This is a genomic window from Ruegeria sp. BHSA123 (assembly GCF_059613425.1).
Genome location: NZ_JBXWSL010000018.1, coordinates 1 through 16,590, shown reverse-complemented (window position 1 = coordinate 16,590; position 16,590 = coordinate 1). Strand labels below are relative to the sequence as shown.

Annotated in this window: 19 protein-coding genes; 11 read left to right on the top strand and 8 right to left on the bottom strand. The window is 60.7% G+C overall.

Going from position 1 to position 16,590, the window contains the following annotated elements:
• Positions 1-67: 67 nt before the first annotated feature.
• The 5 genes from AC2FNC_RS11475 to AC2FNC_RS11455 all read right to left on the bottom strand — a co-directional run bounded on the left by AC2FNC_RS11475 (position 68) and on the right by AC2FNC_RS11455 (position 5,810).
• A complete protein-coding gene (locus AC2FNC_RS11475; RefSeq protein ID WP_480474232.1) occupies positions 68-583 on the bottom strand; it encodes a DUF3035 domain-containing protein in 516 nt (171 codons plus the stop codon).
• Between the two features lie 50 nt (positions 584-633).
• A complete protein-coding gene (lspA, locus tag AC2FNC_RS11470; protein ID WP_480474233.1) occupies positions 634-1,110 on the bottom strand; it encodes a signal peptidase II in 477 nt (158 codons plus the stop codon).
• Positions 1,110-2,699: a bifunctional phosphoribosylaminoimidazolecarboxamide formyltransferase/IMP cyclohydrolase gene (gene purH / locus AC2FNC_RS11465; protein WP_480554414.1), complete on the bottom strand. Its 1,590-nt coding sequence runs from the start codon at positions 2,697-2,699 to the stop codon at positions 1,110-1,112. Before purH ends, lspA begins: the two co-directional genes overlap by 1 nt.
• A 22-nt stretch (positions 2,700-2,721) precedes the next feature.
• Positions 2,722-4,461, bottom strand: a complete 1,740-nt coding sequence (locus tag AC2FNC_RS11460) for a heparinase II/III family protein (RefSeq protein WP_480554413.1) — start codon at positions 4,459-4,461, stop codon at positions 2,722-2,724.
• An 89-nt stretch (positions 4,462-4,550) separates the two neighbouring features.
• Positions 4,551-5,810: an RsmB/NOP family class I SAM-dependent RNA methyltransferase gene (locus AC2FNC_RS11455; RefSeq protein WP_496715391.1), complete on the bottom strand. Its 1,260-nt coding sequence runs from the start codon at positions 5,808-5,810 to the stop codon at positions 4,551-4,553.
• Positions 5,811-5,898: 88 nt separating this feature from the next.
• Between AC2FNC_RS11455 and AC2FNC_RS11450 the strand changes: the two genes are divergently transcribed.
• On the top strand, positions 5,899-6,081 hold the full coding sequence (locus tag AC2FNC_RS11450) for a DUF1674 domain-containing protein (RefSeq protein ID WP_480605489.1): 183 nt from the start codon (positions 5,899-5,901) through the stop codon (positions 6,079-6,081).
• 4 nt (positions 6,082-6,085) lie between these two features.
• Here the strand turns inward: AC2FNC_RS11450 and AC2FNC_RS11445 are convergent, their stop codons facing one another.
• Positions 6,086-6,940, bottom strand: a complete 855-nt coding sequence (locus tag AC2FNC_RS11445; protein WP_480474239.1) for a LysR family transcriptional regulator — start codon at positions 6,938-6,940, stop codon at positions 6,086-6,088.
• 99 nt (positions 6,941-7,039) lie between these two features.
• Here AC2FNC_RS11445 and tmpA point away from each other — a divergent pair, with 99 nt between their 5' ends.
• From tmpA to AC2FNC_RS11430, 3 genes are read left to right on the top strand one after another with little or no spacing between them, the layout of a single operon-like run.
• On the top strand, positions 7,040-8,176 hold the full coding sequence (tmpA, locus tag AC2FNC_RS11440) for a 2-trimethylaminoethylphosphonate dioxygenase (protein ID WP_496715390.1): 1,137 nt from the start codon (positions 7,040-7,042) through the stop codon (positions 8,174-8,176).
• Entirely contained in the window at positions 8,173-8,763 is a 591-nt protein-coding gene (gene tmpB, locus AC2FNC_RS11435; RefSeq protein ID WP_496715388.1) for a (R)-1-hydroxy-2-trimethylaminoethylphosphonate oxygenase, read from the top strand. Before tmpA ends, tmpB begins: the two co-directional genes overlap by 4 nt.
• Complete coding sequence (locus AC2FNC_RS11430) at positions 8,760-9,428, top strand: ureidoglycolate lyase (RefSeq protein WP_480474243.1); 669 nt, start codon at positions 8,760-8,762, stop codon at positions 9,426-9,428. The genes tmpB and AC2FNC_RS11430 overlap by 4 nt, the downstream gene beginning before the upstream one ends.
• Before the next feature lie 86 nt (positions 9,429-9,514).
• On the opposite strand, the gene dapB is transcribed toward AC2FNC_RS11430, so the two are convergent.
• On the bottom strand, positions 9,515-10,324 hold the full coding sequence (dapB, locus tag AC2FNC_RS11425; protein WP_480517976.1) for a 4-hydroxy-tetrahydrodipicolinate reductase: 810 nt from the start codon (positions 10,322-10,324) through the stop codon (positions 9,515-9,517).
• A 101-nt stretch (positions 10,325-10,425) separates the two neighbouring features.
• Between dapB and rbfA the strand changes: the two genes are divergently transcribed.
• The 7 genes from rbfA (at position 10,426) to AC2FNC_RS11390 (ending at position 15,961) form a co-directional block, all read left to right on the top strand.
• Entirely contained in the window at positions 10,426-10,821 is a 396-nt protein-coding gene (rbfA, locus tag AC2FNC_RS11420; RefSeq protein ID WP_480474247.1) for a 30S ribosome-binding factor RbfA, read from the top strand.
• On the top strand, positions 10,818-11,561 hold the full coding sequence (locus AC2FNC_RS11415) for a phosphodiester glycosidase family protein (protein ID WP_480474249.1): 744 nt from the start codon (positions 10,818-10,820) through the stop codon (positions 11,559-11,561). The genes rbfA and AC2FNC_RS11415 overlap by 4 nt, the downstream gene beginning before the upstream one ends.
• A gap of 54 nt (positions 11,562-11,615) precedes the next feature.
• Positions 11,616-12,521, top strand: a complete 906-nt coding sequence (truB, locus tag AC2FNC_RS11410) for a tRNA pseudouridine(55) synthase TruB (RefSeq protein ID WP_480494047.1) — start codon at positions 11,616-11,618, stop codon at positions 12,519-12,521.
• Positions 12,522-12,542: 21 nt separating this feature from the next.
• Positions 12,543-13,046, top strand: coding sequence for a DUF1643 domain-containing protein (locus tag AC2FNC_RS11405; protein ID WP_480517980.1), 504 nt, complete (start codon positions 12,543-12,545; stop codon positions 13,044-13,046).
• 95 nt (positions 13,047-13,141) lie between these two features.
• Positions 13,142-14,176, top strand: a complete 1,035-nt coding sequence (locus AC2FNC_RS11400) for a calcium-binding protein (protein ID WP_480474253.1) — start codon at positions 13,142-13,144, stop codon at positions 14,174-14,176.
• A 143-nt stretch (positions 14,177-14,319) separates the two neighbouring features.
• Positions 14,320-14,589, top strand: coding sequence for a 30S ribosomal protein S15 (rpsO, locus tag AC2FNC_RS11395; protein WP_480474255.1), 270 nt, complete (start codon positions 14,320-14,322; stop codon positions 14,587-14,589).
• A gap of 196 nt (positions 14,590-14,785) precedes the next feature.
• Positions 14,786-15,961 carry a S41 family peptidase gene (locus tag AC2FNC_RS11390; protein ID WP_496715386.1) on the top strand — a complete coding sequence of 392 codons (1,176 nt, stop codon included), beginning with the start codon at positions 14,786-14,788 and terminating at the stop codon, positions 15,959-15,961.
• A gap of 69 nt (positions 15,962-16,030) precedes the next feature.
• Here AC2FNC_RS11390 and AC2FNC_RS11385 read toward each other — a convergent pair.
• The coding region (locus AC2FNC_RS11385; RefSeq protein WP_496715385.1) for a hypothetical protein at positions 16,031-16,590 on the bottom strand (560 nt) is incomplete at its 5' end.

Here is a 16,590-nt window from a genome sequence, read left to right as displayed (position 1 = left end):
TTCGTTTCTGTCATTCAAACTACGGTGGTGCGGCCCGGGTTCAAGCCCGATGACGGAAAGTTAAGAATTATTCATTCGGCGGCGAGGTTGGAGTCTCGACCCCGGCCCGGCGGGCGGCTTCGGTTTCCGAATACGGATCGATCGACTGGCGTTCGTAGACCTGATTATAGCGGTCGACAGGGAACAGGCGCAGACCGGTCCAGCGGCCCCGGCGTTTGCGGAATGCGGCGTCCTCGGCTTCGACCACCTGCCGCGTATCGGGTGACACGCCATAACGGCTGGACGCCGTCACAAGCGCCGCATCCGACGACGGCACACCAGCGTTGGGGTTCAGGGCGGCGGCATTACCACCCAGCGCGACCACCAAATCGGCTTTGGGGGTCGGGTCTGTCAGGTTTCCGCCACCCGGCGTGGGTGCCGGCAGAAACGCGTAATCCTGAGGCTGGGTCAGCGGCTTGACTGGCAATACCGAAAATTCATCCGGGCCCTGTCCCGGAGGCGCCAGATCCCGCAGTCCGGGATTCGAACATGCCGCGACCGCAGCGGCAACTGTCAGAACAAATATGGCGCGCGGCATCCGCATTGGTGTCTCCAGCCTGTTTCAGGCGCTTTTATCGCAAATCATTCCGCGCGTCACGAGGGCTTTTTGCCGTCAAACAAAACCAGCCCCAGCGCTCCGGCGAATATGAACACATCCGCCAAGTTGAACACAAACGGGTTGTTGATGCCACAGCAGGACATGTTCAGGAAATCCAGTACAAACCCATAGAGGAGCCGGTCGATCACATTCGCAAGCGCTCCGCCGATCAGAAGGCCGCCACAGAGCAACATGAATTTCGAACGCGTCGAACGACCAAGCCAGACAAGAACACCGATACAGATCACCACGGACACACTGATCAGAAACCAGCGTGCGGCCTCAGAGTCGCCCTGAAACAGGCCGAAATTAATGCCTCGATTCTCGCCGTATTTGAACACCAGCAGCGGTGGCAGAACATCGATACCGTCGGGCCGTTCAGCCACGCGCAGGACGTGAACGACCAGATATTTGCTGATCTGGTCGATCGCAAAGGCGGCCAAGGCTGCCCAGAGAAGCAGGCGTGACCGCATCAGTGACGGAAATGACGCATACCGGTGAAGACCATCGCCAGTCCGGCCTCATCGGCTGCGGCAATCACTTCATCGTCGCGCATGGACCCGCCCGGCTGAATGACGCAGGTCGCGCCCGCTTCGGCGGCTTCCATCAACCCGTCGGGGAAGGGGAAAAACGCATCCGATGCCACGGCCGAACCGATGGTCAGCGGCTGCGGCAAGCCCAGCGTTTCAGCCATGCGTTCGGCTTTCTTGGCCGCGATCAGGGCCGAATCCACTCGGCTCATCTGCCCCGCGCCAACACCCACGGTCGCGCCATCCTTGACGTAGACGATGGCGTTGGATTTGACGTGTTTGGCCACTTTCCACGCGAACAACAGGTCACGCATCTGCGCGTCAGTCGGGGCTTTCTTGGTCACGACCTTGAGGTCGTCCATGCCGATAAAGCCGTTATCCTTATCCTGCACCAACAGCCCGCCAGCCACCTGACGGACGGTTTTGCCACCTTCGGTTACATCCGGCAGCGCCTCGGTCGTCAGCAGGCGCAGGTTTTTCTTGGCGGCAAAGATCGCCTTGGCCTCGTCCGAGGCACCGGGGGCAATCACAACCTCGGTGAAGATGCCCGTGATCTCTTGCGCTGTTTCTGCATCCAACGGCTGGTTCAGCGCAACAATGCCACCAAAGGCCGAGGTGCGGTCGCAGTCAAATGCCGCCTTGTACGCCTCGAGAAGGGTGGCACCTGTGGCTACACCGCAAGGGTTGGCGTGTTTGATGATGGCGCAAGCCGCGCCTGTCGCTGGATCAAACTCGGCCACCAGTTCAAAGGCCGCGTCCGTGTCGTTGATGTTGTTATAGCTCAGTTCCTTGCCCTGATGCTGTACGGCGGTGGCGACACCGGGGCGGTTGGTGCCGTCCGTGTAGAACGCTGCCTGCTGGTGGCTGTTTTCGCCATACCGCAGGGTCTGCTTCAACTCACCGGCAAACGCGCGGCGCTTGGGAGCGTCCAGTTGCAGCGCATCCGCCATCCAGTTCGAAACAGCGGCGTCATAGGCCGCTGTTCGGGCATAGGCCTTTTGCGCCAGCCACTGGCGGAAGCCATAGGATGTCTTGCCATAGTTTTCTTCCAGCTGATCCAGCAGGGAGGAATAATCCTCGACATCCACGACCACGTTCACAAAGGCATGGTTTTTTGAGGCCGCGCGGATCATCGCCGGGCCGCCGATGTCGATATTCTCGATACATTCGTCATAGCCCGCGCCCTTGGCGACTGTTGCCTCGAACGGGTAGAGGTTTACGACCAGCAGGTCGATGGCGCCGATGCCATGTTCCTCCATCGCCGCAACATGGGTGTCATTGTCGCGCAGCGCCAGCAACCCGCCATGCACCATCGGGTGCAGCGTCTTGACCCGGCCATCCATCATCTCGGGGAACCCGGTGATTTCGCTGACATCGCGAACCTCAAGCCCTGCATCGCGCAGCGCCTTGGCGGTGCCGCCTGTCGACAACAGTTCGATCCCGCGTTCGGACAGCTCCTTGCCCAGCTCGATCAGCCCGGTCTTGTCGGAAACGGAAAGCAACGCGCGGCGCACGGGATGAAGGTCGGTCATGGGTCCAAAGGTCCTTTTGGCGTCAGTCAAACTTGGGCTCGTCCCGGTGCGTATCGCGCACGGCATAGGCTGTATCCTGCGCCTTGCTCAGCGTCCACCGGATGCGCGTCGCATACTCCATTGCGCGGCCAGATAGAACGATCTGTTTTGTCGCGCGTGGCTTTAAACGGCCTTTTTCAAGGTAAACACTTGGTTCGACAGATAATTTTCCCACGCCATCATGGCGGAAAACCCAGATCTCGCCGCTTTTGAGCGCCATCGACACTGCCGCCCCGCCCAGATCCAGCACCGCGTCAACGTCAGGATGCAGATGAAAACGGATGTCATAGCCAATGCCCTTGAGGCCCGAGGCGTCCAACGCCCTGTCGAACTGACGCTTGGCCTTGTCGGTTGCGGTCAGCAGAATATCCTCGACCGTCAGCTCACGCCCGTCAAAGCGCAATTCGAATGTGCGCGCGTGGGTCAGCCCGAAGACTTTGACATATCCGTCATGCCCGGCCATGAAACGGATGCCTTCGAACGCATCTTCAAAATCGACTGGAACGTCCTGTGGCGCGTCGACCAGCGCCTGACTTTCGCGGCCCGGCAACGGGTTGGCCAACCGCGCGCTCGAGAACCCGTCCAGACACAGGGTTGAGTGAGATGGGGTCGCACGCCCGGCACGGCGCCAATCCAGCCCGAAACTGGCCCCCGATCCACAATTCACGATCAAAGGGCGACGCCCCGAGGTCAGCTCGAACGCCAGCGTGGATGCGTGCGCGTTGAATGAGGCCGCTCCGGAGGGCGGCGCGCTGGCATCCACGATCACCGTGGTGCGTGCTGCGGCCAGGCGGGCATAGCCCATTGGCAGTTCGGTCGCCGCCTTGTGCTTGACGCCACTTTGCGCAAGCGCCTGTTCCAGCCGCCCTTCGACCCCGCGCCCGCCACCGTGAAACCGCGCCAGCGCGCCATCCGCATGGCGCAGACTGCGCAAGGTCGGTGCGATCCGCTTGATCGCCTTGGCCTGCGCGACAGGTGTGCCGCGTCCAAGATCGCTCAGCGCCGCCGACGTCCAGCTGAGCAGCATGAACACCTCAAGCAGCTCTTCCGGGTTGCGTGTTGGAATACCGCCCTTCGCATCCACCTGCCGGTCACACTCACCAGCCAAAGCCCGCAGGGCCGGATCGGCCATCTGCTCCAACCCCTCCAGCGCCAATCCGGCTTGCACAAGACCGGCCAGCGCCTCGAAACGCGGCAACCCGGGCGTCGCGGCCTGCCAGCGTTTCGACAGGAACCATGTTTGCTGCGCCAAAGACCGAAAGAACAGTTTGCTTTGCTTTTCATCTGCCCCGCGCAGCAGAAAAAGCGCATGGTTGATCCAGCGCATCACCCGCCGCCCGGTCAGGTCAGGCACCCAGCCCGGGCCCTGCCCGCGGCCATGCGTCTCGATCCAGCCCCAAACCCAGCGCTGCGCTTTTTCCCGTGCGCGCATATCACCGACAGCGGCCAGATCATCCAGCCATGCAAAACCATGGCGTTCCTCGTCAAAGCCGGCGCTGGGGGCAATGACATCCCACAACGCGGTATCGTCTGCCTCGACCAGATAGCCGGCGAACAAGAGATTCCCCGCAACCAGCTGCCGCCCGCGCGCAAACGAACCAACGGTACGCGGCTGGGGCTGCGCAACAAACCCCGTAGCTGCCTTTTGCCGTTGGCTGAGACGCGCGTAGAAACGGTTCTGCAACCGCATCCACCGACTGGCCATGGTGTCCGAATTTGACATGCGCGTGTTACTCTGCCCCTTGCGCTCTGCTGGCGCTTGAGACCCAACGATAGACCGCGCCGATCGTCAAGTCATCGAAAAGCGTGCACTCAGGCGGATTTGTTCAGGCAGGCGATATAGAACCCGTCCATACCCCCGCGATCGGGCCAGTAGTCGGGCCGCAGACGCAGGCCGCCTTCCTCAGTGATCCAGTTGTCTTCGATGCCGGGTAAGTTCAGAGCGGCGCGATCAACACGCATGTCCGGATACATGCCCAGCGCGTCTTCGATCTGAACCTCGCCCTCATCCGGCAAGAGCGAACAGGTGCAATAGACCAGCCGCCCGCCGGGTTTCAGCAGCGTCCACGCATGGGCCAGCATCTGCGCCTGCAAATCGATCAGTCCGCCAAATTCCGAGCCATCCTTGGCAAAAGGCAAGTCAGGATGCCTGCGGATCGTACCCGTAGCCGAGCAGGGTGCGTCCAGCAAAATTGCGTCGTACTGACCCTGATGGTCCAGCGCGTCACCCACGATGACCTCTGCCTGCAACCCGGTCCGGGCGAGGTTTTCGCGCACGCGTTCGGTGCGCGCCGCGGATACATCCAGCGCCATCACATCCGCCCCCGCCGCAGCAAGTTGCATCGTTTTGCCGCCCGGAGCCGCGCAAAGGTCCAACACCTTTTCGCCCGCCATCGGTGCCAGAACACGCACCGGCAGCGCGGCTGCCGCGTCCTGCACCCACCAATCCCCAGCCTTGTACCCCGGCAAGGCCGAGACCTGACCCGCATCCTGAATACGCACAGACCCGGTGGGCAGCTTTTCGCCCGGGGGGCCTTCTGCCCCCGGCTTCAGTGTAAGGTCCAGTGGTGCGCCCGCGAAATGCGCCTGTTCCATACCGGCAACCGCTTCGGCACCCCAGGCCGCGATCAGAGGTTCTCGCAACCACTCCGGCAGGCGCGGGACACGCATTTTCGGCCATGCCTCGGGACCCTCGGACGCGACCTTGCGCAAAACAGCATTCACCAGCCCTTTCAGACGCCCGTGCTTGCGCGAGCGGCTGATGATTTCAACCATGGAGTTCACCACCCCATGCGCGGCTTCCCCGTTGCACAGTTCGACCGCACCCAGCCTCAGCGCGTTGTGTACGGTCAGGGCGGGTGTTCGGTTCAGGTGGTTGTCCAGCAGACGGTCGGCGCGCTCCAGCCCGCGCAGGGTTTCCGACGCCAGCCGCTGGGCACGCGCGCGATCCTCTGGCCCCAACCGATCCAAAGCGCCCGCAGCGAGGCATTCAGACAACAGGCGGCCTTCGCCCAGAACCTGATCCAATAGATAGATTGCGCTGCGCCGTGCTGCTGTCGCGCTGTTTGTCATGGTACTGCCTTCATGTGACCTGTGCCCGCATTGCCATTGGCGGACGCGGGCGTATATCAAGGCTATGCACGGAAAGGAACCCGATGTCATGAGTGACGACCGCAAAGACCTGCCTCCCGCCGCCCAACGCGCGCTGGCTGAAGCGGAAGAACGCCGCCAAAAAGCCCGGGCCGAGGTCAGGGAAATGCCCAAGGAACTGGGCGGACGCGATGGGTTGGACCCCGCCCGTTACGGCGATTGGGAAAAGAAAGGCATCGCCATCGATTTCTAGGCCCTCAACCGCGCAGGGCCTTCAGAAAATCATCGATCAGGGCGCGCTGTTTCCTGGACTGCGCCCGATCTTCAGGCCATGTCAGCCAATACCCGTCCTTGGTTTGCAGCTCTGGCAGCTCCAACCTGCGCAACCGGCCATCCTTTAGATCACCGGATGCCAGCGGAACCGAGCCCAGAACGATCCCCATTCCGCGCCTTGCCGCCGAAACGGCGTGCTCCATCGAATCGAAACTGACATGTGATGGCGCGACTTCTCCATGCCCGCATTTCCGGACCCACTCGCGCCAGCCCGGACGTTCACCGCGCAGATCGATCAGGGGGGCACCCCATTCAACACCCGGCGCGGCCATCGGCACCAGCACCTCGCGCGCGATCAATACCGCGTCGCGCCCGGCCCACACCCCCCTGCCATAGCGGATTTGCAGCCAGGTGCGTTCCTCGTCCAGCGACGACCGGCGCGCAACCGAGTCGGTCATCACCCGCACCTCGGGGCGCAGATTTCGGAACACAGGCAGGGCTGGTACAACAAGGGCGTGAATGTTTGACGACAACCCGGCGACCCTGAGTTCGCGTGGCGATTTTCCAAACAGATCCTCGGTGTTGCGTTCCAACGCCAGCAGGCTGTCCTGCACGAGCGGCAGATAGCTTTCACCTTCGACCGTCAGCGACACGCCGCGCGCCTCGCGCACAAACAGGGACCGGCCCAGCCACGCCTCAAGATTGCCGATCCTTTGGCTGACAGCGGCCTGCGTCAACCCGAACTCTTTCGCCGCGGCCGAGAACCCGCCAAGCCGCCCGGCGGCTTCGAACACGCGCAACCAATCCAGCGGCGGTAATCCGGTCTTATTCTTAGCCATTAGTTTTTCCAAGCCTCAGTCGAAATAAGGATTAATTGTCGTAATGCCACGAACGGCGTATCTGCTCAACCAAAGCCCGCGCCGAACAGGAGACCCCCAATGCTGCGCACCGCCACCCACGACACCTCGATTGTTACAGTCGCGTTTGATACCGGGACCAAGGCCCGTTTCCACGCCATCTGGCTGCGCGACAACGCACTGGACGCTGATACCCGCGCACCGGGCAACGGTCAGCGCCTGATCACCATCGGCGATATTCCTGCCGACATCTCGGTCAGTTCAGCCGAGGTGGTCGCGGGCGACCTGCAAGTCACGTTCCAGCCTGAGGGCAAAACCGTTACCTTCCCGGCGGACTGGTTGGCCGAAAACGGCTATGACCGCGATCATGACATTGCGCTGGGTCGCATCGCCGCCGGCATCACGACCTGGGAGAGTGGCATCGCCGCGCCCAGCGGCGATTGGAACGAGGTCCATGCCAACCCGGCTGCCAAGCGCAATTGGCTGGCCGCTGTGGCCGAGTTCGGCTTTGCCAAGCTGACTGGCGGCCCGACCGAGCCTGAATCGCTGCTGAAGGTCGCTGACCTATTCGGCTATGTCCGCGAAACCAATTATGGCCCCTATTTCGAGGTGCGGACCGAGGTGAACCCGACAAACCTTGCCTATACCGGGCTTGGCCTTCAGGCGCATACCGACAACCCCTATCGCGACCCGGTGCCGACCTTGCAAATCCTCTATTGTCTGGAAAACTCGGCTGAAGGCGGGGATTCCATCGTTGTTGATGGCTTCCGCGCTATCGAAAAACTGCGTGACGCAAACCCCGAAGGCTTTGCCCTGCTGGCAGGATATCCGGCGCGGTTCGAATACAAGGGCTCGGACGGGGTCTGCCTGCGGTCACGCCGTCCGATGATCGAGTTGTCGCCGGATGGCGAGCTGATCGGCATCCGCTTCAACAACCGCTCTTCTGCCCCCTTCGTAGACGTGCCGTTTGACAAGATGGAGGCTTATTACGCCGCCTATCGCCAATTGGGGAATATCATCGACGATCCGGAGATGGGCGTTTCCTTCAAACTGGAACCGGGGGAAAGTTTTATCGTCGACAACACCCGCGTCCTGCACGCGCGGCTTGGCTATTCCGGAGCCGGATCGCGCTGGTTGCAGGGATGTTACGCCGACAAGGACGGGTTGCTGTCCACACTGGCGGCGATAGAGATGGCGCAGCCGGAGGCAGCGGAATGAAACCCGATTTCTCGACCCTGAACAGGGACAATATCGTTGCCTTCATCGGTGACATCTTTGCGCGCCGCGGCGGTGAAGAATATCTGGGCGAGCCTGTCACCATGGCCCAGCACATGCTGCAAGGCGCCACCATTGCCGAGCAGAACGGGATGCCCGAGGAAATCATCGTCGGCGCATTGCTGCATGACATCGGCCATTTCACATCCGAGTTCGGCACCTACCACCCGGATGACACCGAAGACCGCCACCATGAGGACGCAGGCGCCGAGGTACTGGAGCAGTTCTTCCCTTCGGTCATCACCGATTGCTGCCGCTATCACGTGGCGGCCAAGCGGTATCTGTGTGCCACCAAGCCCGAGTACTTCAATCGCTTGTCCGCCGCATCGGTTCACACGTTGGAACTGCAAGGTGGTCCGATGAGCGCCCAAGAAGTTGCCGCGTTCGAAGCCAACCCGAACCTGAAAGAGATCATTCAGGTCCGCTATCTGGATGAGGCCGGAAAACGCGCGGATATGGAAACCCCTGACTTTGCACATTTTGCGCCGATGGTGCAGCGTATGGTCGACAAGTACATGGAGGCCGCATGAACGCCCCGGAATATATCTTTGAAGCCAGCACCAAACCCTCGTTGCCCTGGCACGAGGTTCCCCTGATCCGCGCAACGGACGCCTCGGTCAAAGGTTATGGATGTCTGGTCGATGATCCCGAAGAGTTCGAGATCGAGATCACCCGCTGGCCACAGCAGGGGTGGCGGCCGATCGACGAAGGCACAGGCGATGAAGGCGGCTGGGTCGAAGGCACCTTTCGCGGTGAGTGGAAGGGAGACGTGCTTTACGGCGAGAACGAAGCGGTCAATGGCCACTATGTCCTGGGATGGTCAACCGATCCGCAGCAGGCGCAGACAAGCCGCCAAACAGCGCCCCGCGATCAGGTGCTGCTGTGGCACATGAACTATCACCCGGATGGCGGGCAGATGTTCTGGCCGCTCGACAACAAACCCTTCATCATTCCTGCCGCGTTGCCCGGCGACAACCTGACGCCGGAAAAGGTGGTGGCGTTCTGGTGCGACGGTTCGCGCGGGCTGTATATCCATCCCGGTATCTGGCACGAGGGGATATTCCCGGTTGAAAACAACCAGCGGTTCCTCGACCGGCAGGGTGCGGTGCACGCTCGGGTCAGCGCTGATATCGGTCAGGAATTTGGCGTCTACCTCGCCTGCCCGCTGCGCGCCGACAAGATCAGGGACTTGTAAGAAAAGCACCGCTTGTTGCTGCGGTGCTTTTTTGGAGCACCGCATTCATTCGATTAGTTGATTTGACCGCGTATGTTTAGCAGCGCCTACAACCCCAACACATCCACCATGTCATACTGACCCGGCGCCTTGCCCTGCCCCCACAGGGCCGCCTTCAGCGCGCCGCGGGCAAAGATGGCGCGGTCCGTGGCCAGATGGCGCAGGACGATGCGTTCTCCGGGGGCGGCGAACAGGACATCATGCTCTCCGACAATGTCGCCGCCGCGAATAGCGTGAAAGCCGATATCTCCGCGCTTGCGCGCGCCGGTGATGCCGTCCCGGCCCCGGTCGGACACATCCGACAACTCGACGCCGCGCCCTTCGGCTGCGGCCTCACCCAGCATCAGCGCCGTGCCCGAAGGTGCATCGACCTTGTGATGGTGGTGACCTTCGATGATCTCGATATCGAAATCCTCATCCAATGCGGCCGCGACCTTTTTGGTCAATTGCACCAGAAGGTTGACGCCAAGGCTCATGTTTCCGGCCCGAACGATCACCGCATGGCGCGACGCGGGTTCCAAAGCTGCGATCTGTTCGTCGGACATGCCGGTGGTGCCGATCACATGCACACAGCGCGCCTGCGCGGCCAGCGCGGCAAATTCCAGAGTCGCTTCGGGCGCGGTAAAGTCGATTACGGCCTGCGCCTGTGCAAACGCCTCCAACGGGTCGTCGGTCACGGTCACGCCCAGCGCGGGGCCGCCCATCGCTTTGCCCACGTCCTGACCGATCCAGTCATGGCCTTTCCGCTCGACCACACCCACCAGGCGCGCCTGATCGCTGTCCGTCACGGTCTTGATCAGCATCTGCCCCATACGGCCCGAAGCCCCTGTAATGACGATCCCCGGAATATGGGTCATAGCGCTGGTCCTTTTTGTTCAGGTCGGCAATGTCGGCTCAAAGCCTCCTACCCCGTTCGCGCCCGCTTGGCAAAGCTCTGCTTTCGGCTTAGATCGAAGACATGGCAAAGAACAAATTCCATGATGGCCCCGGCCCGTCCCAACGGCAGCTGCGTGTCGGCGAACTGATCCGTCGCACTCTGTCCGAAGTTCTGGCGCGCGGAGATGTCCATGACCCCGACCTGAACCGCTTGTCGATCACAGTGGGTGAGGTGCGCACCTCGCCCGATCTGAAGATCGCCACCGCCTATGTGCTGCCCCTTGGCGGCCGAGGGCAGGAGGACGTAATCGAGCTGCTGGCCCGCAACAAGGGTGAGCTGCGGCGCATGGTCGGCAAGAAAGTCGGCCTGAAATTCGCGCCCGATCTGCGCTTTCGGCTGGATGACACGTTTGACCGTCTGGACGACACCCGCCGTATGTTCGAACAGGACGCGGTGCGCCGCGATCTGGACGAGTGATCCGCACGTTTGTCACATTGGCGACGCTTCTCTGGGCCGCGCAGGCAGGCGCGGTCACTTGTGAAAAGCTGACCCATGAGGACAAACGTTATACGGTTTGCAACGTTGATGCCGCCAACGAAGACCTGCGGCTGTTTCTGAACGGCGAAGACGGTCAGGTATTGGGGCATTTTTCGGCGGTCAACGAAGTGCTGGCCCCGGAAGGCAAACGGCTGGCTTTTGCAATGAACGCGGGCATGTATCACGACGACCGTTCACCCGTTGGCCACTATGTCGAGGACGGGCAGGAACAGATGCGTGTGATCGCCAACCCCGGCCCCGGCAATTTCGGGTTGCTGCCCAATGGCGTGTTCTGCATCCGCAAGGGTCGGGCGGATGTGTTTGAAACGCTTGATTACGTGGATCAGGCCCCCACCTGCCGCTTTGCTACCCAATCCGGTCCAATGCTGGTGATCGACGGAGAACTGCACCCGCGCTTCCTGCCCGATTCGACCTCGCTTTATGTTCGCAATGGGGTCGGCACCAGTTCCGACGGTACGCGAGCGGTGTTTGCGATCTCGGAAGATTATGTCACCTTCCACGAATTCGGGCGTCTGTTCCGCGATGTGCTTGGCACACCAAACGCGCTGTTTTTCGACGGCAATATCTCGCGGATGTATGAGCGGGCCAGCAACCGCTCGGATCTGGGATTCTCGCTGGGGCCAATTGTCGGCGTGGTCGAAGAAATGCCCGCAAATTGACAGCGGCAGAGTGATCCGCTAACTCGCGCGCCTTAGCAAGATTCAAGGTGCATGATGGGACGTAAACGCAAGGGTCGCGACATTTCCGGCTGGCTGGTGGTGGACAAGCCCGCGGGCATGACCTCGACCGCCGTGGTCAACAAGGTGCGTTGGGCGATGGATGCCAAAAAGGCGGGCCATGCGGGCACGCTGGATCCCGAGGCGACCGGCGTTCTGGCAATTGCCTTGGGTGAGGCAACCAAGACCGTTCCCTATATCACCGATGCGTTGAAAGCCTATACCTTCACTGTGCGCCTGGGGCAGGCCACCAACACGGACGATGCCGAGGGCGAAGTGATCGCGCAAAGCGATACGCGCCCCTCGGATGACGATATCAAGCAGGCGCTGACCCGGTTTCTGGGTGACATCATGCAGGTGCCGCCCAAATTCTCGGCGGTGAAGATCGACGGCCAGCGCGCCTATAAACTGGCCCGCGATGGTGAGGACGTGGAGCTGACCGCCCGCCCCCTCTGGGTCGAGGAACTGATCCTTGTCGACCGCCCCGACGAAGACCATGTGGTGCTGGAGATGACCTGCGGCAAAGGCGGCTATGTGCGCTCGATTGCCCGCGATCTGGGCGAGGCGCTGGGTTGTCACGCCCACGTCAAGGAACTGCGCCGCATCTGGTCCGGCCCCTTCGAGGCCGAGGACGGGTTAAGCATCGAGCAGATTGACGAAATGGCGAAAACAACCGCGCTGGACGAATATCTGCACCCACTGGAAACCGGCCTGTCCGACCTGCCCGAGCTGAAATGCACCGCCGAGGGGGCAACCCGTCTGCGCAATGGCAATCCGGGCATGGTGCTGGCCTCAGACATTGAATACGGCGACGAGGCCTGGGCATCGTTCGACGGCAAGGCCGTGGCCGTGGGCATCTATAAATCCGGTGAATTGCACCCTAGCCGGGTGTTCGTCGACTGAGAGCCGTGTTAGGCGAAGGGCATGATCACCCGTTCCCACACCAAGGGCGACGCGCCCTCGACCGCCATCTATTCCGATTGCGAGAAATACCGCTATAGCCTGACCCGCATCTGGGACCCTGAAGGGCGCAAGGCGCTGTTTGTGATGCTGAACCCGTCAACCGCGACCGAGGTGCAGAACGACCCGACGGTGGAACGCTGTGAACGGCGCGCACGCGCGCTTGGGTTCGGCGCGTTTCAGGTCACGAACATCTTTGCCTGGCGCGATACCGACCCGCGCAAGATGCGGGCTGCCGCCGATCCGGTCGGGCCCGGGAACGACGCGGCCATTCTTGACGGTGTGCGATGGGCCGATCAGGTCATCGCGGCCTGGGGTACGCACGGCGCGCATCTGGGACGCGGCCCTGCGGTGGAAACCCTGTTGCGAGGCACCGGCCAATCGCTGTTCCATCTGGGCCTGACCAAAGACGGTCATCCCAAACATCCGCTTTATATCGCATACACGCGTCAGCCTGAGGTCTGGTGACAAAGGATTAACCATTTCAAAGGTTTACCTTTGACCTGGTGACGGGCGACATGGGATATTCCACCCTCGGAGCATCATGCTTTCGGAGGGGTTCAATGTTTCTGGCCGGATTGCTTGGACTGGCCGCCATCGGCGGCGCTGCTTACGCGATGAGCGATTTTCTGATCGAAGAGGACGACACGCCGGATGAAAACCCGGAAGGTGAGCCATCGGCTGAGGTTGATACCGGTGAGTTTCTGGTCATCGGTGAAGGTGTCGAAGACCCGGAAAACGCTAACACCGAACCTTCGCCGGACAGTGGCGAGGCACCCTCCACCGGGACTGTGATCTCGGAATGTGAAGGCGATCTCGTGATTGCCGGTGGCGATGGTTCGGACGTGATTACCGGGCAGGACGGTGTCGATCAGATCAACGGCTACGGCGGGGACGACACGATAAACGGTGCCAAGGGCAACGACGTTCTGCACGGGGGCGACGGCGCGGATGAAATATCGGGCGGGCAGGGAAATGACATCCTGCACGGTGAGGCGGATGGCGACCTTTTGTTCGGAGATGACGGGGATGACGCCCTTTACGGTCACTTTGGTGACGACACTCTGGATGGCGGTGCGGGTGAGGACGAACTGTTTGGCGGTCAGGGCGACGACAGGCTGGACGGCGGCGCAGGGGATGATGCGTTGCAGGGCGGGTTCGGGGATGATGTTCTGAACGGTGGCGAAGGTGAGGATACTGTCTTTGGCGGGGACGGAAACGACTTTGTTTTCGGGATCGAAGAAGGTGCCGCCGAAAGGGATTTCCTGAACGGCGGTGCGGGTGACGATACCATTCTGGCAGGCGGCAAAGACGTGGTGACGGGCGGAGCCGGGGCCGATGATATCGTGCTGAACCCCGGCGACGATCAGGTGACCGTGATGGGTTTTCAACCCGGCGAAGACAAGCTGCTGGTGACGTGGGAGGATGAGACCGACCCGGCAATCGAGGTTGAGGTCGACGCCGAAAACGCCAACCTGACAAGGGTTTTCATAGATGGCCAGGAAGTTGCGCAGGTATATGGTGCCGAAGGGATGACAGCGGCCGACATTCAGCTGATCACCGAAGCCCAGTTGGCGCAATACGGGCAGATGGCCTGAGCCCGTAGAAACCCTTTGCCATTTGGGTCAAATGCGCTTATACGCGCCCATCCGCATCGGAATCGGTGCGGTCTTCTCCATGGGCCTGTGCTGGACGACATCCCGGCCTGCGCCATCAACCCTAACCTTAAAAGGAGACCCCGATGTCGATCACTGCCGCTGAAAAAACACGCGTCATGCAAGAATTCGCAACCAAAGAAGGCGACACCGGTTCGCCTGAAGTTCAGGTTGCTATCCTGACCTCGCGCATCAACACCCTGACCGAGCACTTCAAGACCCACAAGAAAGACAACCACGGTCGTCGTGGTCTGCTGAAAATGGTTGCTCAGCGCCGTAAGCTGCTGGACTACCTGAAGGGCAAGGAAGAGGCGCGCTACCAGGACCTGATCAAAAAGCTGGGCATCCGCCGCTAAACGTAATTGTTACGTTTTGTACCGGTTCTGAACCCCGGTTTGTAAGATTTGTACGCCCGCCCAATAGGCGGGCGTTTTCTTATGTGGACGAATGTCAAGTATTCCAACCGACCAAAGCTGCAGTGGTAAACTCAATCTCGGTTGGCAAGGTGAGCCCAATCTGGACATTGACGAGTGGCCATGCGCATCGTGAGGCATGTCGCTCACGGAAGACCTAAACCAAATTTTAGAAACTGTCTTGCCGACCGATCCCAGCTTTCAGCAGATCGAATATGCGGTGATAGACAATTGCATTAGTGAAACCCGGCGATACGCCTTGGAAGGCTCCACCGAAGCCTTCTTGATGTCCGCGATGCGTCTACTGGCACTTCCCGACAATGGGCACACAAGGCTTATCCCGAACGATGCAATCACAGTGCTTCCGCTGAGGTTCGTGAGCGTAGGGCGTTCTGTGCAACTCGTCGGCGCGTTTCCAGAGATAACTGCACCGCGAGGAGAACTGATTGCAGTCAACGGCGCAGCTTTGAGCCAGATTGAAGCAAAGGCGGAACAGTTTCTTGCGGGAACATGCCAAAGGAAGCGAGTCATCGGACCGATTCTTTTGGCTTGGCCGTACGCCTTGGCACGTTTGGGTTTTTCGTCAAACGGTGGAACGACCGAGTACCGTGTGCAGGACGAAAATGGGCAGATAACCAATCTGAAAGTGGCAAATGGAAACACTGTTCCTGGATCGATGCTCTACCCGAGAAATGAGCACGGCAAGGATGATCCAACCTGGGTGCCTGAGACTTTTGCGGAAATAAAGGACTGGCAAGATCTTGGGCTATCAATAGCGTTGCCGAGCTTTTTTGCTCCGAACGAAACAACGCTGCACAAAGCCGTCTCAGCCGCGGTGGAACGCGTGCGCGCCCGTCCGAACGGAATGCTTTTGATTGACGTTCGCGGAAACACCGGCGGCGATTTTCTTCTGACTATGCCTTTGATAGACGCGATCTCGCAAATCGCAAGCAAGCAGGTTGTTGTGCTTGTTGATAAATTCACGTTTTCCGCGGCGATAGTGTTTGTGGCCATCCTCAAACATCGTTTGGGAAACAGGCTCAAACTCATCGGGGAAGAAATGGGTGACGGGTTGATGTTCTTTGCCGAGGGCGGGTTGCTCGATTTGCCGACCAGCGGGGCGGTTGTTCGATACTCATCAGCCTTTCACGATTGGAAGAATGGAAGGACTGACAAAACCACTCCGCCCGAAATCGCGCGGAAGATCGTTCCCGTAGGGGCACTGAATTTGGATTTGGAATGGGTCGCAAGTCGTGCAGATGAGGATGCGGACGGCGCCTTCTATCAACGAGTTCTCAGAAGCATGAGCACTTAGGCAAACAGCCGCGACGGCACCGCGGTGCCCATCCGCGACGCCGCTCGGTATGGCTTTTGATGTCTCTGGTCAGATTGCCTGCCACTTTTTGTAGGTATCGACCGCCAAGGCGGTGTCGATCACGAACATCGCAACCGCGGTTACCATCGCCAGCATCGACAGCCAGAACGACCCGCTTGCCGAGGCGACGGCCAGTGTCATGCCGCCGACGCAGGTGGCAATCGCAGCGGCTTTTTCAAGGCCGCTCATGTCGGTCAGAACGATGCCCGCAAGTTTGGTGAACCCGACGGACGCCTTGGCGACGCCCAGCATTGCCTTCATCATGGCCAGATCGCTGCCCGCCGTTCCGGCCTTGGCGATTGCACCGGCGTGGCGGCTGATCGGGCCGCTGCATTTGACAGCAATCCCGGCCCCGGCCCGCGTGACTGTCTTGGTTCCGAGCGCCTGATAAACCCCCAGCGCGGCCATGGCCATCGTGATGATATCTGCAAACGCCTTGGCGGCGGCCCCGATAAAGGTGTTCAGCGCAGCTTTCTTGCGCTTTTTCCTGCTGGTGCCCAGCGGAGCCCCCAAAAGCGGCGTGTCCCCCTGCATCAGGATCAGGCTGTCCGCAGTTTCATGCACCGAGA

Excerpts from the sequence above, each read along its gene's own strand:
- AC2FNC_RS11475 (WP_480474232.1), bottom strand. The coding sequence starts at position 583 with ATGCGGATGCCGCGCGCCATATTTGTTCTGACAGTTGCCGCTGCGGTC.
- lspA (WP_480474233.1), bottom strand. The coding sequence starts at position 1,110 with ATGCGGTCACGCCTGCTTCTCTGGGCAGCCTTGGCCGCCTTTGCGATC.
- purH (WP_480554414.1), bottom strand. The coding sequence starts at position 2,699 with ATGACCGACCTTCATCCCGTGCGCCGCGCGTTGCTTTCCGTTTCCGAC.
- AC2FNC_RS11460 (WP_480554413.1), bottom strand. The coding sequence starts at position 4,461 with ATGTCAAATTCGGACACCATGGCCAGTCGGTGGATGCGGTTGCAGAAC.
- AC2FNC_RS11455 (WP_496715391.1), bottom strand. The coding sequence starts at position 5,810 with ATGACAAACAGCGCGACAGCAGCACGGCGCAGCGCAATCTATCTATTG.
- AC2FNC_RS11450 (WP_480605489.1), top strand. The coding sequence starts at position 5,899 with ATGAGTGACGACCGCAAAGACCTGCCTCCCGCCGCCCAACGCGCGCTG.
- AC2FNC_RS11445 (WP_480474239.1), bottom strand. The coding sequence starts at position 6,940 with ATGGCTAAGAATAAGACCGGATTACCGCCGCTGGATTGGTTGCGCGTG.
- tmpA (WP_496715390.1), top strand. The coding sequence starts at position 7,040 with ATGCTGCGCACCGCCACCCACGACACCTCGATTGTTACAGTCGCGTTT.
- tmpB (WP_496715388.1), top strand. The coding sequence starts at position 8,173 with ATGAAACCCGATTTCTCGACCCTGAACAGGGACAATATCGTTGCCTTC.
- AC2FNC_RS11430 (WP_480474243.1), top strand. The coding sequence starts at position 8,760 with ATGAACGCCCCGGAATATATCTTTGAAGCCAGCACCAAACCCTCGTTG.
- dapB (WP_480517976.1), bottom strand. The coding sequence starts at position 10,324 with ATGACCCATATTCCGGGGATCGTCATTACAGGGGCTTCGGGCCGTATG.
- rbfA (WP_480474247.1), top strand. The coding sequence starts at position 10,426 with ATGGCAAAGAACAAATTCCATGATGGCCCCGGCCCGTCCCAACGGCAG.
- truB (WP_480494047.1), top strand. The coding sequence starts at position 11,616 with ATGGGACGTAAACGCAAGGGTCGCGACATTTCCGGCTGGCTGGTGGTG.
- AC2FNC_RS11405 (WP_480517980.1), top strand. The coding sequence starts at position 12,543 with ATGATCACCCGTTCCCACACCAAGGGCGACGCGCCCTCGACCGCCATC.
- AC2FNC_RS11400 (WP_480474253.1), top strand. The coding sequence starts at position 13,142 with ATGTTTCTGGCCGGATTGCTTGGACTGGCCGCCATCGGCGGCGCTGCT.
- rpsO (WP_480474255.1), top strand. The coding sequence starts at position 14,320 with ATGTCGATCACTGCCGCTGAAAAAACACGCGTCATGCAAGAATTCGCA.
- AC2FNC_RS11390 (WP_496715386.1), top strand. The coding sequence starts at position 14,786 with ATGTCGCTCACGGAAGACCTAAACCAAATTTTAGAAACTGTCTTGCCG.